Genomic DNA, 15,556 nt, shown 5'->3' with positions numbered 1-15,556 from the left:
CTTGACGGCAGGGACCAGAACGGTGCGAACGCCGCTTCCGGCCGCGATGGCGATCGCCATCGCGTCGGCGGCCCTGTCGCTGCTGCCCATCGCCGCCGAGGCCCACGCCCAGACCCGCGGCAACGCCCAGGCCGAGCAGAGCCGGATCCTGCGTAACAGCGGCGGCCCGTCGCGGACCATGCCGCCGACGGGCCGATACGTCGCGGAATCGGGCGAGGCCTTCATCCTCGACCGGTCCGGCCAGCGGCCGCTGCTGCGTTTCGACCAGCGCGACGAGACCTGGGTGCTGCGGCCCACCGCGGCGCCGCGCGGCGACGTCATCTACCGCAACGACGCGGGCGACCAGCTGCTGAGGGTCACGCCGGGCGGAGGCATGACCGTCTATACGCCCCGCGCGCCCGGCGGATCGCCGGCCTCCTTCACCGGTCCGGGTCAGAGCCTGACGCCGCCGACGCTGGGCCCTGTCCAGATGTGGAACCTGATGGCGCGGCGCAGCGCCATGCTCAGCCAGGCCCTGGGCCGGCTGATCGAGATCGAGGTCAACACCGACAGGGCTTCGGAGAGCCTGACCGTCGAGGCCCTGATCCTGTCGACCGACACCGCCCTGCGCATCGCCCGCTCGCCCTCGGCCCGGTCGTCTCTGGACCGGCTGCGCAGCATCACCATCGTCGACGGCGCCCGCCCCTCCGTCACCTACGCCCGCGGCGACCTGCGCATCGTGGTGTCGCCGACCCAGGGCGTGGCGGGGCGCCCGTCCTCGGCCCGGATCATCGACGCCTTCCTCACCCCGGCCGAGCCCCGCCGGCGCTGAAGGCCGTCTAGCCGGCGAAGACGTCCTTGGCGGCCCGGCGGGCGGCGAAGTCGGCGGCGTCGGCCGCCCGCAGGAACGGATTGAAGGCCTTCTCCGCCCCGATCGTCGTCGGAACCGTCGCCTCGCCCCGTGCCCGCATCGCGAAGACCGCCTGCGCCCGCGCGGCCATCTCGGGACGATCATCCAGGGTCAGGGCGAAGCGGGCGTTGGCGGCGGTGTATTCATGGGCGCACCAGACCACCGTCTCGTCCGGCCACGCCGCGAGGGTCCGCAGACTGGCGTGCATCTGTTCCGGCGTTCCCTCGAACAGCCGGCCGCAGCCCAGATTGAACAGCACGTCGCCGACGAAGGCCTGGGCGTCCGCGACCGAGCGATAGACGACATGGCCCAGGGTGTGGCCCGGGGCGTGGGTGACCTCCAGCACGGTCTCGCCCAGCATCACCGTGTCGCCGCCGGCGATGACCCGGTCGATCGGCGCGGCCTTGCGCACCTCTTCGGGACCGACGATCTCGCAGCCGGTTTCGGCCTTCAGCCGGGCGTTGCCCTGGGTGTGGTCCGGGTGCCAGTGGGTGTTGAGGATCAGGTCCAGCCGCCCCCAGCCGGACCGCTCCACCTCGTCCAGGATGACGGCGGCGTCGGGCGTGTCGATCGCAGCCACGACGCCGGCGCCAACGTCGCGGACCAGCAGGCCGTAGTTGTCGTTCAGGCAGGGGAAGAGGCGCACGTCGAGGGTCATGGGCCCATCCTAGCAGCGCGCCCCGACCCGGCCTATGCTGCGGGCATGCGGCGCAGCATCGAGGACCTTCGCATCTTCTACGGCGAGCCGGCCGGCGCCCTGGCGCGCCGTCTGCTGGCGCGGCGACTGGAAGACGCCTGGGGCGAGGCGACCAACAGCGACGTCCTGGGTCTCGGCTATGCGACACCATGGCTGGACGCCTTCGTCGGCGCGCGGCGCGTGGTCGCGGCCATGCCGGGCGGACAGGGAGTCGAGCGGTGGCCCCCGGTCGGCAAGAACCGCACCCTGCTGGTCGACGACCGCCGCCTGCCGTTCGCGGCCGGCTCCTTCGACCGCATCCTGCTGATCCACGCCCTGGAAGAGGCCGACGACGCCCAGGCCCTGATGGCCGAGACCGTTCGCGCCCTGTCGCCGGCGGGGCGGATCATCCTCGTCGCCGCCGCGCGCGGCGGCCTGTGGGCGCGGGCCGAGAGCACGCCGTTTGGACACGGCCGGCCCTTCACCCGTGGTCAGCTGGAGCGGCTGGTGCGGGCCGCGGGGCTGGAGCCGACGGCCTGGTCCCAGACCCTCTATGTGCCGCCCTGGGGGCCGCTGCTGCCGCTGGCCGACGGTTTCGAACAGGTCGGCCAGCGCATCATGCCGGGCGCGGCGGGGGTGATCCTGCTGGAGGCGACGCGTCAGGCCTATGCCCGCATCCGGCCCGGCGGGGCGGTGGCGACCGCGCCGGTCAGGACGCCCGCCCTCCAGCCGCAGCCGGCCAACCGGTCGGGACGCGAGAAACTGACGGGCGACGATCTGGCGGGAACGGGCGAACGCCCTTAAAGCCGGGGCCATGCAGCGACTGATCCTGATGCGCCACGCCAAGGCCGAGAAGACGTCCGCCTCGGGCCGCGACCGCGACCGCCCCCTGTCGGACAAGGGGCGGACCGACGCCGCCGCCATGGGCCGCGCCCTGGCCGCGCGGGGCATGCGGCCGGATCTCGCGTTCGTCTCGCCCTCGACGCGCACGCGCCAGACCTGGGATCTGCTGCACGACGCCTTCGGCGACGTCCAGGTGCGCGAGGACGAGCCGCTGTACAACGGCGCATCCGACACCCTGCGCCGCTTCGTCGAAGGGGCCGAAGACGAGGCCGGCTGTCTGATGGTGGTGGCGCACAATCCGGGCGTCCATCTGCTGGCGGTGGAATATCTGGTCGAAAGCGCGGCCTCCCCGTCGGTGCTGGACCGCATGAGCGGCGGCTTCCCGCCGGGCGCCGCGGCCATTTTCACCGTCGATGTCGCCGGCCGATGCGCCTTTGAAGGCTTCCTGCAACCCGCCGACCTGGCCCGCGGATGACCGAGGTCGCCTGGAAGCTGGTGGACCGGGCCGAATGGGCCGCGGCGCGCGCGTCCGGGGCCTATGCCGGTTCCGCCGTCGATCTGGCCGATGGCTACATCCACCTGTCGGGCGCCGAACAACTGGCCGAAACCGCGCGTCGTCACTATGCGGGGCGGACCGGACTGATGCTGGTGGCTGTGGACCTGCGGTCCCTTGGCGACCATCTGAAGTGGGAGGCGTCGCGGGGCGGGGCCCTGTTTCCTCATCTCTACGCCCCCCTGCCCGTCGCCGCCGCGACGCAGGAACGGCCGCTGTCGGTCGACGACGAGGGGATCATGCAGTTCGACGACGGAGCCGCGGGATGGCCCTGAGCGATCTCGGCGCCGCCCTGCTGCGACGGATCGACCCCGAGTTGGCGCACGGGTTGGCGATCCGCGCCCTTCAGGCCATTCCCCTGCCCGCGCCGCCCGCTGACGACCCGATTCTGAGGACCAGGGTCGCGGGACTGGACCTGCCGAACCCGGTCGGCCTGGCGGCCGGTCTGGACAAGAACGGCGAGGCCTTGCGGGGCCTGGCGCGCCTCGGCTTCGGCTTTGTGGAATGCGGCTCCGTCACCCCCCTGCCGCAGGCGGGAAATCCGAAACCGCGCCTGTTCCGCCTGTCCGAGGACCGGGGCGTCATCAACCGGATGGGGTTCAACAACCTCGGTCTGGAGGCCTTCGCCGCCCGCCTGTCGGACCGCCCCCGGAACGTGATCGTGGGCGCCAATCTGGGGGCCAACAAGGACACGGAGGACAAGGCCGCGGACTATGTCGCCGGCCTGATCCGCCTGCGCGGCCTCAGCGACTATGTGACCGTCAACGTCTCCTCGCCGAATACGCCGGGCCTGCGCGCCCTGCAGGGCCGGGCGGCGCTGGATGACCTGCTGGGGCGGCTGAACGAGGCGCGGGCCGGCGATCCGACGCCGGTCTTCCTCAAGGTGGCGCCTGACCTTACGGCAGACGAGGTCGCCCTGATCGTCGAGGCCAGCCTCGACCACCGCATCGACGCCCTGATCGTCTCCAATACGACGCTGGACCGGCCGGACAGCCTGCGCTCGCCGCACCGCGCGGAGGCGGGCGGCCTGTCGGGCGCGCCGCTGAAGGCCCGCGCCATGGAGGCGCTGCGCGCGGCGGCCGCGGCGGGGGGCGGCCGCCTGCCCCTGATCGCGGTCGGAGGCGTCGATTCCGGGGCCGAGGCCTATGCGCGGATTCGCGCCGGCGCCGCCGCCGTCCAGCTCTATTCCGCTTTGATCTACGAGGGGCCGGGCCTCGTCGCGCGGATCAAGCGGGATCTGGCCGACCTCTTGCGCGCGGACGGCTTCTCTACAGTCTCGGAGGCCGCTTTGGCCGCCCGTTGACGGAGCGTTAGGGCAACCCCGGCATACTGGATGGAAGGGCGACACAGCCTTGTTCGGGGAACCGCATGGCGATCGCCACAGCCGATACGCAAGCCTTGGACTCCGCGGGCGCGGACGACTGGGCGACGGCGATCCGTCAGCGGCGCAAGGCGCTGCTGCAGCGGCTGGGCATGTCCGCGGCCAGCGCCCTGATCTTCAGCCCCCTGCTCGGCTGGCCGCTGAGCGTCGGCTGGGTCATCGGCTATTTCATCATCCAGGCTCTCGATCTGTGGATCTTCAGCCCGATCAACAGCGGCGGGACCGAGCGTCTGAAGGGCCTGCGCAGGGTCGCCGGCTGGGCCATACTGATCACCAACGCCGCCTATTTCGGCAGTCTTTCGGTTCCGATGTGGCTTATCGGCGGGCCGATGGGCGGCATCTGCGCCTCCATGCTGCTTTCGGCCGGCGCCATCTATTCGGTCATCAACGCCCCCCGCTCGAGGCCCGTCATGCTGATGACGGCCTCGGTCCAGTTCGCCTATCTGGCGGCGACGCCGGTCTTCATGGCCATCTATGGCGCCTCGACGGGCTTCGTCACCGCCGCGGCCATCGCGGTCGGCGTCTTCGTCACCTACTGCCTGTCGACCTGGCAGCGCATGAACGAGGCGCGCCTGGCCGAGACAGCCGCGCGGATCGAAGCCGACCAGAAACGCGTCGACGCTGAACGCATCATGGAAGGTCGCAGCGCCTTCCTGGCCGCCATCGGCCACGACCTTCGCACGCCGATCAGCGCCATCCTGACCGGCGCCGCCGAGCTGGAACGGGGCGCGACCGACGCCGCCGCCCGGTCGCAGGCGCACCTGATCACCGACGCCGGCTTCATGATGAAGGCCCTGCTGGACGACCTGCTGGATCACGCCAAGCTGGACGCCGGACACATGACGGTCGAGCAGACCGACTTCAACCTGCGCGACCTGTTGAACCAGACCGTCCGCCTGTGGCGCGGGCCCGCCCGGGCCAAGGGCCTCAAATTCCGGGTCGAGGGCGCCGCCTCCATCCCGGAGACGGTGCGCGGCGATCCGATGCGTCTGCGTCAGGTCCTCAACAACCTGATCTCGAATTCGATGAAGTTCACCGAGACCGGATCGATCACCTTGCGCCTGCAGGCGTGGGCGGACGAGCCGGGCGGCCATGCCCTGCTGATCGAGGTCGCGGACACCGGTCCCGGCATGACCCCCGATCAGCTGGCGCGTCTTTTCACGCCCTTCGACCAGACGATCGCCGGCGTCAGCGCCGTTCACGGCGGCACCGGCCTGGGCCTCGCCATCAGCCGCCAGCTGGTCCAGCTGATGGACGGGCGTCTCACCGCCCGCAGCCAGCCCGGCGCCGGCGCCCAGTTCACCCTGTCGCTGCATCTCCAGCCCGGCGAGACCGTCAGCGCCTCGCCTTCGGCGCTCGACCAGCAGAGCCGCGACGCCGTCGCCCGCGCCCTGTCGGGCCGCCGACCGGCCGAGGCTGAACAGATCGCCGCGCCCCGGCCCCTGCACGAAGCGCGCCCGACCCTCGCGCCGCTGGCGGTCGAGGAGGCCGCGCCGGCCGGGCCTGAATCCGGGCCTGAACAGGACGATGACGATGAGGGCCGGCCCATGCGGGTGCTGGTCGTCGACGATCACGACATCAACCGCCGCGCCATCCAGCTGATCCTGCAGCCGCTCGGGTGCGACATCGCCACCGCGGCCGACGGCATGCAGGCGCTGAAGATCTGCGAGCATACCGGCTTCGACCTGATCTTCATGGACGTGCGGATGCCCGAGCTGGACGGTCGCGAGACCACCCGCCGCATACGCGCCGGCGACGGCCCCAACGCCGCCGTGCCGATCATCGCCGTCACCGCCGACACCTCGGCCGACGACATCGCCGCCTGCACCGCCGCCGGCATGACCTATTTCGTGCCCAAGCCGATCACCCCGCCCATGCTGCTGGGCGCCATCACCCATGTGATGACCATGGCTCAGTCCGATGTGGCGCCTGCGGCGGAAACCGCCGCGGCCTGACCCCGCACCTCGGCCGTCAGACGGTCGGCGAAGCCGTCCGTCTTCATGGCGCATTCCCAGACCGTGACCACCCGCCAGCCCGCCGCCGCCAGGGCCGCCCGGCTGGCCTCGTCGCGGGCGCGATTGCGGTCGATCTTGGCGCTCCAGTAGGCGGCGTTGGCCTTGGGCTTTCGCCCGCCCCTCGCGCAGTCGTGGCCGTGCCAGAAACAGCCGTGCACGAAGACCGCGACGCCCCGCCCCTTCATCACCAGATCGGGCCGCCCGGGCAGGCCCGCGCCGCCCAGCCGGTAGCCGACGCCGGCCGCGCGCAGGATGCGGCGCACGGCCAGTTCGGGCGCCGTGTCCCGGCCCTTCACGCGGCGCATGACCGCGCTGCGCTGTTCAGGGGTGAAGACGTCGGTCATGGTACGCACGCGCTCACGCCGCGAGCGACCGCGTCGCTCGCCGCAGCGCCCTTACAGCTGCGCCAGCAGGTGCTCCGCCGAGGACACGTTGAACTCGCCCGGCTGCTCGATGTTCAGCTGTTCGACCACGCCGTCCCGGACCAGCATGGAATAGCGCTGCGACCGCTCGCCCATGCCGAAGCCCGTGGCGTCCATCGACAGGCCCAGCTGGCGGGTGAAGTCGCCGTTGCCGTCGCCCAGCATGACGATGTCGTCCTTGCCGATGCCCTGGCTGTCGGCCCAGGCGCCCATGACGAAGGCGTCGTTGACCGAGACGCAGGCGATCGTGTCCACGCCCTTGGCCGCCATCTCCTCGCGATGGTCCTTGAAGCCCGGCAGATGGCGCGCCGAACAGGTCGGGGTGAAGGCGCCCGGGACGGCGAACAGGGCCACGGTCTTGCCGGCGAAGATGTCGTCGGTGGTGACCGGCCTGGGGCCGTCGTCGGTGGCGCGGGTCAGGTTGGACGAGGGGATGCGGTCGCCGATCTGGACGGTCATGGGCAGGCTCCGGGAGGGGGTGAGGACGAAACGTGTCGATCAGATAGGCGTTGCCGCCGCTCCCGCCAACCGGCCCCGACACGCGAACACCGCCTTGCGAACGCCGCCGTCCGTGCCGATGATAGGGTCATGGACGAATTCCAATCCCTGGCCGGGCGGCTTCTGGTGGCCATGCCCGGCATCAGCGACCCCCGGTTCGAGCACGCGGTCATCCTGATCTGCGCCCACCGGCCGGACCACGCCATGGGCCTGAGGCTGGACCGGCCCGCGCCCGGCGTGAACCTGAAGAAGGTGCTGACCAAACTCGACACCCCCGCGCCCGCCGACGCCGACAGCCGCGCCGTGCTGATCGGCGGGCCGGTCGAGCGCGAGCGGGGCTTTGTGCTGCACACAGACGACTGGCTGGTGGACGACGCCTCCCTGGCCTTCGGCGCGGGTTTCGCCATGACGGGCACGCGCGAGGCGCTGCTGGCCATGGTCGATCCGGCGACGGGTCCGCATCGCTCGGTGCTGCTGCTGGGCTACGCCGGCTGGGGCGAGGGCCAGCTGGAGGATGAGCTGGGCGAGAACGTCTGGCTGACCGCCGAGGCTGATCCCGAACTGATCTTCGATCCGGATCACGCGAGCAAATGGGGCCGCGTCCTGGCGGGTCTGGGCGTCGATCCCGCCCGGCTGTCGGGCCAGATCGGCCGGGCCTAGCCGGACCGCGCCCTGATCGGCGCCGTGCCGTCGGCCAGCGACTCGTTCAGATAGACCTCGGCCTCCTGGGCCGGCAGGGCCTGGGCGTAGCCGAAGCCCTGGCCGTAGTGGCACTGGGCGTCCAGCAGCAGCTTGGCCAGGCCGGCGTTCTCGACCCCCTCGGCGACGACGTCGAGGCCCAGGTCGCGGCCCAGATTGACCACCGACTTGACGATCTTGGCCGAGCCCTCGTCCTTGTCCATGGTCAGAACGAAATAGCGGTCGATCTTCAGCGTATCGAACGGCAGCTTGGCCAGCCAGGTCAGGGACGAGAAGCCGGTGCCGAAATCGTCGAGCGCCAGCGAGGCGCCCGCCTCGCGCAGCCGCGTCAGGGTGTCGGCCGCGCGCGAGGTGTCCCGCATGATGTCGCCCTCGGTCACCTCCAGCTTCAGCGCGCCCTTGGGCAGGCCGGCCTCGGTGATGATGCGGGTGACGTCCGTGACCAGGTCCGACCGTTCGATCTCCCCGACCGACAGATTGACGCTGCAGAACAGCCGGCCCGCCGACGGATGGCGCTGCAGCCATTCGGCCAGCTGCCGCGAGGCCGAGGTCATCATCAGCAGCCCGAGCTCGTTCATCAGGCCCATCTCGTCGGCCAGACCCAGGAATTCGTCGGGCGGCACCAGTCCGCGCTTGGGATGGCGCCAGCGGGCCAGGGCCTCGAACCCCGCCACCGCCCCGGTCAGCAGGTTCACGATCGGCTGGTAGAAGGGTTCGATCTCGCCGCGGACGAAGGCGTTCCTCAGGTCGGCTTCCAGCGCCAGCCGGGACAGGCTGTCGGTTTCCAGCGCCCGGCCATAGGCCGCCACCCCGCCGCGGCCCGCCAGCTTGGCCTGTTCGACGGCCAGTTCGACGCGGCGCAGCAGTTCGGCGGGATCGGGCGCGTCCGGCCCGCCCTCGGCCGAGGCCGAACCGATCGAGACGGTCGGATAGATGTCGAAGCCGGCGATTCGCAGCGGCTGTTCCATCGCCTCGCGCACCCGCTCGGCCACCATGCCCGTCCCCCGCGGGGCCAGGACCGCGAACTCGTCCTCGCCGATCCGGGCGGCGTTGGCGTCATGGGCGAAGGCGGCGTTCAGGCGCGAGCCGAGGGCGGACAGAACCAGATCGGCCCGCGCATGCCCCAGCGCCTCGTTCAGACGGCGCAGGCGGTCCACGTCCGCCACCACCAGCTCATAGTCTCCGGGCTGGGTCAGGGCCTCCCCGGCGCGCGCCAGGAAGGTGCGCCGGTCCAGCAGGCCGGTCAGGTGATCGCGATGGGTGGCCGCGAACTTGGCTTCCAGGGCCACCACGCCCGCCGCGCGGAGGCCGTCCTCCAGCCAGACGCCGCGCCAGATGCAGGTCTCGGCGTCGCGCATGCGCAGGCGAATGGCGACCTCGGTCCCCTCCTCCTGCGGCTTCAATATCTTTTCGGCCAGCGAGCGGTCCTGCGGCGAAGCCACGGCGGTGAAGGCCGCGCCCGAACACTCCGGCGCCAGGGGTCCCAGCCCCAGCGCCCGGGTGGCGCCGGTGAAACGCATCCGGTCGTCGGAGGGCGTCCAGATCCACAGGGCGGTGTCAGCCGCCGCCAACGCCTCGATGGCGGTCGTCGCGTCCCAGGCCAGACTTCTGGAGCGAGTGTTCAAACGCCTTACCGTCCTGACAGAACGGCCCCCCAGGATCAGCCCTGATCAGCCGCCGCGCGCGGCTCCGTCATTCACGACGCCGAACAGCAGATGGTCTGCCCATGCGCCGTTAATTTTGAGATAAGCCCGCGCCTGTCCTTCCAGCGCGAAGCCGGCTTTTTCGAGCACCCGCCGCGACGGGAGGTTGCCCGGCACGCAGGCCGCCTCGACCCTGTGCAGCCTCAACTCGTCGAAGGCGTAGGCGACCACGGCCCGCACCGCCGCCGTCGCGTGGCCCTGACCCGCGAAAGGCTTGCCGATCCAGTAGCCCAGCGTCCCCGTCTCGGCCACGCCACGCCGGATGTTGGACAGGGTGATGGCGCCGATCAGGGCCTGGTCCGCGTCGGCGAAGATGAAGAAGGGCCAGGCGTTGCCGCTTTCCATTTCACGCGCATAGATCGCCAGCCGCCGCTTGTAGGCGGCCCGGGTCAGGTCATCCTCGGGCCAGCTGGGCTCCCAGGGCTGCAGATAGGCGTGGCTGGTCTGGCGCAAGGCGGCCCAGGCCTCGTGATCGCCGGCCCGCGGCGCCCTGAGCGTGACGCCCGCGCCCTTCACGACCGGACCGGTCGCCTCATTGATCCAGTCCAGCAGGGCCATGACGGGCAGACTAGCGGCCCTCCGGTCAGCCGAAAAGAGCTTCGCGGAACGCGGCCCCGGCGGGCGCGGCCGTCTTCGGCCCCAGCACCGCCGTCGCGGCCATGCCGGCCGCCAGGGAGCCGGCCGCGGCGGCGCGCACGTCATCGCCGGTCTGGGCCAGCATCCGCCCGGCCATGGTCTCCGACGAGATCGGCGCGCCGAAGATCAGCACTTGGGCCGCAGCCCGACCCGCACGGGCGGCCGGGCTTTCGTCCGACATCCAGAGGCCCGCGTTCATCACGGCCTTGGCCCGCGACAGCTCCGCCGCCGTCGGGCCGGTCTCGGCGAGGGCCTTCAGCTCGGCCGCGCACACCCGGGCCAGTTCGACCGACCGTTCGGCCGCCGCGCCGGCGTAGATGCCGAGGACGCCGGCGTCCTCATAGGGCTCGTGATAGGCGTCGATGGCGTAGGCCAGTCCGCGCTCCTCGCGGGCGCTCTGGAACAGGCGCGAGGCCATGCCGCCGCCCAGGATCTCGGTCATCAGCCGCGCCGCCGCATAGGCCGGATCGCCGGCCGCGGGGGCGGGCAGCTGGAAGACGATATTGGCCTGTTCGATACGCCGCGACAGGGCCGCGTCGCCGCCGGTGAAGCGCGGAACGTCGGGCTCGGCCGCCGCCGTCGCCGTCTCGGACCCGAACCAGCGCTCGGCCAGGGCCAGAAGCTCGGCCTCGTCAACCGCGCCCGACACGGCCACCACCATGCGGTCGGGCGAATACAGGCGGGCGCGCCAGTCGCTGATCGAGGCGCGGGTGATCGGCTTCAGGCTGTTCACCGACCCCAGGATCGGGCGGCCCAGCGGCTGCGCCTTCCAGGCCTGGGTCTGGGCCATCTCGAACACGTGATCGTCGGGCGTGTCGAAGGCCTCGGCAATCTCCTGGGCGACCACGTCCTTTTCGCGCTCGATCTCGCCGGAATCGAGGGTGGGGCGGAACACCAGATCCGACACCACCTGCATGGCCAGCGGCAGGGAGCCGTGCAGGGCGCGGACCTCGAAACTGGTGCGCTCATAGCCGGTGGAGGCGTTCAGCGACCCGCCCTCGGCCTCGATCCGCTCGACGATCTCGCGCGCGCCCATGTCGCCGGCGCCCTTGAAGACCAGATGTTCGAGACAGTGGGACCAGCCCGAGGTCGCCTCGGTCTCCCATTTGGCGCCGCCGCGGACGGCGACGGTCAGGGCCAGGGTGCGCAGGCCCGGCATGGGATCGCAGACGACGCGGACGCCGTTGGACAGGGTGTGGAGGGTGGCGGTCAGGAGGTGAGCTTTCGACGGAGCAGGGCGATGTAGAAACCGGCGAGCGCCAGCGCCAGCCCGAACCACGTCAACGCGTAGCCGAGGTGGTTGTTCGAGAAGGCCGGGGGCGGGGCGACGGGCTGAAGCGCCCCGAAACCGGGGAAGGCCGAGGTCACCGCGTAGAGGGTCTGCGACGCACGGTCCGGCGGGACGCCGAGGATCGCCGCGATCGCCCGATTGTCACGGGCGAAGAACCGTCCCTTTTCGGGCGGAAGGGCGAAGCTGTTCGGGGCCGGCGTGTTTCTGACTTCGGCGATGATCGTCGGATAGCTGCCCGACAGGCGAGGCGCGCGGTATTGGGTGAACGGCGGACGCGCGCTGATCTCCTCTGAAATGAAGCCGAGATCGACCAGACGGCCCCCACACCCGGAAATCAGGCGAACGCCGGGGACGCCGTCTTGGATGGTCTGCAGTTCAACCCGCTGGCTGGCCTGAAAGTCGCAATCGAGGATGACCGTCTGGAACTCCGGCAGGTCAGTCCGCTGGCCGGAGGGCAGGGGAACCGGCGGGTGCTTCGCGGCGGCCCCGGCCTCGGCGATCAGGCCTTCCTTCCACTGCATCCGCTGCACCTGCCAGACGCCCAGCAAGACCAGCAGGATGAACGCCAGGGTGCAGACGATGGTCAGGCCCCAGGGAAAGCGGCTGCGGATCGCCTCAGTCGTCATTGCGCGCCTGTCCCGCCCTGTTGCGCATCTGCAGGGCGATCATCACGCCCTTGCCCGGCCGCATCAGCCCGATCGACAGGGCGGCGGTCAGCGGCAGGGCGACGACCAGCATGGCCCATATGGGCGGATTGTACGCGACCTGGATGAACAGGGCGCCGAAGACCACGATCCCGCCGGCGATCTGCATGATGAAGATGGCGGCCCCATCGCCCGTGTTCAGCCGGGTGAAGTCGAAGCCGCAGACGGTGCAGCGATCGACCACCTTCAGAAAGCCCGCGAACAGCGGACCCTTGCCGCAGTTGGGGCAGCGGCAAAGCAGACCGGCGCGGATCGGATCGATCCGCGCCGGTTGAGGATCAAGCCCTGTCGGGCCGTCCGTCACCCGAAGGTGACGTAGACGAAGGCGAACAGGAACAGCCAGACCACGTCCACGAAATGCCAGTACCAGGCCGCCGCCTCGAAGCCGAAATGCTTCTGCGGCGTCATCTGGCCGGCCATCAGGCGCAGCAGGCAGACCAGCAGGAAGATGGTGCCCAGCAGGACGTGGAAACCGTGGAAGCCCGTCGCCATGAAGAAGATCGAGCCGTACAGCCCCGAGTTCGCGGCTTCCTCGTTGAAGAAGAGGTTCTCGTGGAGAATGTGCTGGTACTCATAGACCTGCACCGCGGTGAACAGGACGCCGAGGACGACGGTGATAGCCAGGCCGAGCTTGGCCGCCTTGCGGTCGCCGACCTGCAGGGCGTGGTGCGCCCAGGTCACCGTGGTGCCTGACAGCAGCAGGATCACCGTGTTCAGCAGCGGCAGCTGCCAGGCGTCCAGGGTCTCGATGCCCTTGGGCGGCCAGGTCGACCAGGCGGCGGCGGTGTCGGCCCAGTTGCCGATCTCGGGGATGTGGGCGCGGGCTTCGTTGAAGACCGCCATCTCGAAGAACATCCAGAAGAAGGCCGCGAAGAACATCACCTCGGAGGCGATGAACAGCATCATGCCGTAGCGCAGGCCGAGCGAGACGACCGGCGTATGGTCGCCCGCCTGGCTTTCCTTGATGACGTCGGCCCACCAGCCGAACGCGGCCACCAGCACGCCGACGAAGCCGGCGAAGAACAGGGCCTTGTCGCCCTTGGCCAGCAGGGCGCCGGCGACGGCGCCGGCGTCATCGCCGACCAGACCCTTCATCCACACCACGGCGCCGACCATCATGATGGTGACGGCGATCGAGGCGATCAGCGGCCAGGGGCTGGGGTTCACCAGGTGGTAGTCGTGATGCGGGGCGGCGTGAGCGTCGGCCATCAGGGTCTCTTGAAGTGGTCGATATACGTATGCGGCAGGCTATAGCGCCCGCTATCCCGCTGCGCCAGAGGGTTGGCCGGCGTTGGCCGCCAGTTCGGCCTCGCGGGTCGGGTAGAAGGTGTAGCTGAGGGTGATTTCGTGGACCCCGCGGCTCTCGCGATCGGTCGCCATCTCGGGCGCGACGAAATACTGGACGGGGAATTTCATCGTCTGGCCGGGCTGGATGGTCTGCCCTTCGAAGCAGAAACACTGCAGCTTCTGGAAATAGGGCCCGGCGCGTTCCGGCACGACATTGTAGGCCGCCGTCGCGTGGATCGGCTTGTCCGAGGTGTTGGTCACGTCGAAATAGGCCATGCCGGTCTCGCCGATTCGCACCCGCTGGCTGACCTGTTCGGCGCGGAAGGTCATCGGCAGGCCGCGCACATTGGTGTCGAAACGGATCAGCACGGTCTCAGCCAGCACCTGGTCGGGCGCCTTCTCGGCCTTCCTGACCGTGCCGTCGAAGCCGGTGACCTGACAGAACATCCGGTACAGCGGCACCGCCGCGAAGGCCGCGCCGGTCATGCCCATGACGCCGACGGCGCAGGCGATGGCGATGGCGTTACGGGACAGTTTCATCCGGCGTAGCCCACCGGCCGGCCCTCGGCGATGGCCTCGGCGCGGGCGTCCAGATTGCGCTTCAGGTTCAGCACGGTCACGCCGAACACCAGCACGATGAAGACGACCAGCGCCCCGGCGATGGCCAGGTTGCGCTTGTTGCGGGCTTGCAGCTGTTCCGGGGTCAGGCGGGTCATGGCGGTTACAGTCCAGGGATGGCGGCGACGCTCTCGACCAGCAGGGCCGCGAACAGGGCCATCAGATACAGGATGGAGAAGGCGAACAGGTTCCGCGCCGGTTTGGCCTCGGCGCGGACATCATACAATGCGGCTTCTCGCCCCACGGCCTCCGCCTTGTCCGGCTGGTCGCCGGCGCGGCTGCGGAACAGACGGATCGCGAGGAACAGGAAGCCGAAGCCGCCGAGGACGGACACGGCCAGATACAGCAGGCCGCCCATTCCCGTCAGGCCCGGCGCGATGGCCACGGGCACGAACACCAGGGTGTAGATCAGAATCTGCAGCCGCGTGCTCTTCGCGCCGCGCGCCACGGGCATCATCGGAATGCCCGCCCGGGCGTAGTCGCCCGCCGAATACAGGGCCAGGGCCCAGCTGTGCGGCGGGGTCCACAGGAAGATGATCAGGAACAGCAGCCACGCCTGCCACGGCGCCTGACCCGTGGCCGCGGCCCAGCCGATGACCGGCGGGAGGGCTCCCGCCGCGCCGCCGATGACGATGTTCTGGGGCGTCCGGCGCTTCAGCAACAGGGTGTAGAAGGCGGCGTAATAGACGATGGTCAGCAGCAGCAGGCCGCCGGCCAGCCAGTTGGTCGTCATGCCCAGCAGCATGACCGAGAAGATCGACAGGATGACGCCGAAGGTCATGGCGTCGTTCTTGTTGACCCGCCCCGCCGCGACCGGCCGGCCGCGCGTGCGCCGCATCAGGGCGTCGGTCTCGCCCTCCAGCGCCATGTTCAGCGCCCCCGCCGCGCCCGCGCCCACGGCGATGCACAGGATGGCGATGGCGGCCGAGATCCAGTCGATGTCGCCGCCGGCCACGACCAGTCCGGTCACGGCGGTGAAGATCACCAGCGACATCACGCGCGGCTTCAGCAGTTGGAAGAAATCTTCCGGCTGGGCCATCGAGATCGCGGGCTGGGGGGCGGTTTCGGTCATCGGGCTTTCCCGCGCTCAAATAGCGCGAAGCGCGGTCGCGCGCAAAATGTCGGAGGGCCGCCCCTTCGACTGAAAGAGCGGCCCTCGTGTGTCAGTTCCGGTCGGACCGGACCTAGTGGTCGTCGCTCTTGACGACCGGCAGTTCGTTGAACTGGTGGTGCGGGGGCGGCGAGGACAGGGTCCACTCCAGCGTCGTGGCGCCTTCGCCCCACGGGTTGGCGACGCCCTTGCGACGACGGATCGCCGACTCGGCCAGCATGACCAGGAAG

Annotated in this window: 20 protein-coding genes; 7 read left to right on the top strand and 13 right to left on the bottom strand. The window is 70.4% G+C overall.

Annotation, left to right across the window (positions count from 1 at the left end; translation table 11 throughout):
• The first annotated feature begins 22 nt into the window (after positions 1-22).
• Positions 23-811, top strand: a complete 789-nt coding sequence (locus tag WC555_RS08925; RefSeq protein ID WP_373252954.1) for a DUF4908 domain-containing protein — start codon at positions 23-25, stop codon at positions 809-811.
• Positions 812-818: 7 nt separating this feature from the next.
• Here the strand turns inward: WC555_RS08925 and gloB are convergent, their stop codons facing one another.
• Positions 819-1,547, bottom strand: a complete 729-nt coding sequence (gloB, locus tag WC555_RS08920; RefSeq protein ID WP_373252953.1) for a hydroxyacylglutathione hydrolase — start codon at positions 1,545-1,547, stop codon at positions 819-821.
• A 45-nt stretch (positions 1,548-1,592) separates the two neighbouring features.
• Here gloB and WC555_RS08915 point away from each other — a divergent pair, with 45 nt between their 5' ends.
• The 5 genes from WC555_RS08915 to WC555_RS08895 all read left to right on the top strand — a co-directional run bounded on the left by WC555_RS08915 (position 1,593) and on the right by WC555_RS08895 (position 6,297).
• Complete coding sequence (locus WC555_RS08915) at positions 1,593-2,369, top strand: class I SAM-dependent methyltransferase (RefSeq protein ID WP_373252951.1); 777 nt, start codon at positions 1,593-1,595, stop codon at positions 2,367-2,369.
• Between the two features lie 10 nt (positions 2,370-2,379).
• The gene (locus WC555_RS08910) at positions 2,380-2,883 is read left to right on the top strand and encodes a histidine phosphatase family protein (protein ID WP_373252950.1); all 504 of its coding nucleotides are present in this window, start codon (positions 2,380-2,382) and stop codon (positions 2,881-2,883) included.
• Positions 2,880-3,236 (top strand): DUF952 domain-containing protein, encoded by a 357-nt coding sequence (locus WC555_RS08905; protein WP_373252948.1) that lies wholly within the window; start codon positions 2,880-2,882, stop codon positions 3,234-3,236. The genes WC555_RS08910 and WC555_RS08905 overlap by 4 nt, the downstream gene beginning before the upstream one ends.
• A complete protein-coding gene (locus WC555_RS08900; RefSeq protein ID WP_373252947.1) occupies positions 3,227-4,264 on the top strand; it encodes a quinone-dependent dihydroorotate dehydrogenase in 1,038 nt (345 codons plus the stop codon). Before WC555_RS08905 ends, WC555_RS08900 begins: the two co-directional genes overlap by 10 nt.
• Positions 4,265-4,329: 65 nt before the next feature.
• Positions 4,330-6,297: an ATP-binding protein gene (locus WC555_RS08895; protein WP_373252945.1), complete on the top strand. Its 1,968-nt coding sequence runs from the start codon at positions 4,330-4,332 to the stop codon at positions 6,295-6,297.
• On the opposite strand, the gene WC555_RS08890 is transcribed toward WC555_RS08895, so the two are convergent.
• Together WC555_RS08890 and WC555_RS08885 are read right to left on the bottom strand one after the other, a co-directional pair.
• Positions 6,255-6,701, bottom strand: a complete 447-nt coding sequence (locus tag WC555_RS08890; RefSeq protein WP_373252999.1) for a very short patch repair endonuclease — start codon at positions 6,699-6,701, stop codon at positions 6,255-6,257. The genes WC555_RS08895 and WC555_RS08890 overlap by 43 nt on opposite strands.
• A gap of 51 nt (positions 6,702-6,752) precedes the next feature.
• Positions 6,753-7,238, bottom strand: coding sequence for a peroxiredoxin (locus tag WC555_RS08885; protein WP_373252943.1), 486 nt, complete (start codon positions 7,236-7,238; stop codon positions 6,753-6,755).
• 129 nt (positions 7,239-7,367) lie between these two features.
• Between WC555_RS08885 and WC555_RS08880 the strand changes: the two genes are divergently transcribed.
• The gene (locus WC555_RS08880; RefSeq protein ID WP_373252942.1) at positions 7,368-7,937 is read left to right on the top strand and encodes a YqgE/AlgH family protein; all 570 of its coding nucleotides are present in this window, start codon (positions 7,368-7,370) and stop codon (positions 7,935-7,937) included.
• Here the strand turns inward: WC555_RS08880 and WC555_RS08875 are convergent.
• The 10 genes from WC555_RS08875 to WC555_RS08830 form a co-directional block, all read right to left on the bottom strand.
• Positions 7,934-9,601: a putative bifunctional diguanylate cyclase/phosphodiesterase gene (locus tag WC555_RS08875; RefSeq protein WP_373252940.1), complete on the bottom strand. Its 1,668-nt coding sequence runs from the start codon at positions 9,599-9,601 to the stop codon at positions 7,934-7,936. The two genes, WC555_RS08880 and WC555_RS08875, sit on opposite strands and share 4 nt — an antisense overlap.
• Positions 9,602-9,646: 45 nt before the next feature.
• Positions 9,647-10,237, bottom strand: a complete 591-nt coding sequence (locus WC555_RS08870; protein WP_373252939.1) for a GNAT family N-acetyltransferase — start codon at positions 10,235-10,237, stop codon at positions 9,647-9,649.
• Positions 10,238-10,262: 25 nt separating this feature from the next.
• Entirely contained in the window at positions 10,263-11,474 is a 1,212-nt protein-coding gene (locus WC555_RS08865) for a M16 family metallopeptidase (protein WP_373252937.1), read from the bottom strand.
• 50 nt (positions 11,475-11,524) lie between these two features.
• Positions 11,525-12,232, bottom strand: a complete 708-nt coding sequence (locus WC555_RS08860; RefSeq protein WP_373252936.1) for an SURF1 family protein — start codon at positions 12,230-12,232, stop codon at positions 11,525-11,527.
• Complete coding sequence (locus WC555_RS08855; RefSeq protein WP_373252935.1) at positions 12,222-12,614, bottom strand: DUF983 domain-containing protein; 393 nt, start codon at positions 12,612-12,614, stop codon at positions 12,222-12,224. Before WC555_RS08855 ends, WC555_RS08860 begins: the two co-directional genes overlap by 11 nt.
• A complete protein-coding gene (locus tag WC555_RS08850; RefSeq protein WP_373252933.1) occupies positions 12,611-13,519 on the bottom strand; it encodes a cytochrome c oxidase subunit 3 in 909 nt (302 codons plus the stop codon). Before WC555_RS08850 ends, WC555_RS08855 begins: the two co-directional genes overlap by 4 nt.
• 51 nt (positions 13,520-13,570) lie before the next feature.
• Entirely contained in the window at positions 13,571-14,137 is a 567-nt protein-coding gene (locus WC555_RS08845; RefSeq protein WP_373252932.1) for a cytochrome c oxidase assembly protein, read from the bottom strand.
• Complete coding sequence (locus WC555_RS08840; RefSeq protein WP_373252930.1) at positions 14,134-14,313, bottom strand: hypothetical protein; 180 nt, start codon at positions 14,311-14,313, stop codon at positions 14,134-14,136. Before WC555_RS08840 ends, WC555_RS08845 begins: the two co-directional genes overlap by 4 nt.
• 5 nt (positions 14,314-14,318) lie before the next feature.
• Positions 14,319-15,287, bottom strand: coding sequence for a heme o synthase (gene cyoE, locus WC555_RS08835; RefSeq protein ID WP_373252929.1), 969 nt, complete (start codon positions 15,285-15,287; stop codon positions 14,319-14,321).
• 112 nt (positions 15,288-15,399) lie between these two features.
• A partial coding sequence (locus WC555_RS08830; protein ID WP_373252998.1) for a hypothetical protein occupies positions 15,400-15,556 on the bottom strand: 157 nt, incomplete at its 5' end.

Origin of the sequence: Brevundimonas sp. (genome assembly GCF_041648615.1) — a bacterium.
Taxonomy (GTDB): domain Bacteria; phylum Pseudomonadota; class Alphaproteobacteria; order Caulobacterales; family Caulobacteraceae; genus Brevundimonas.
The sequence above is the reverse complement of the archived record's forward strand: the minus strand, read 5'-3'. Positions and strand labels throughout refer to the sequence as shown.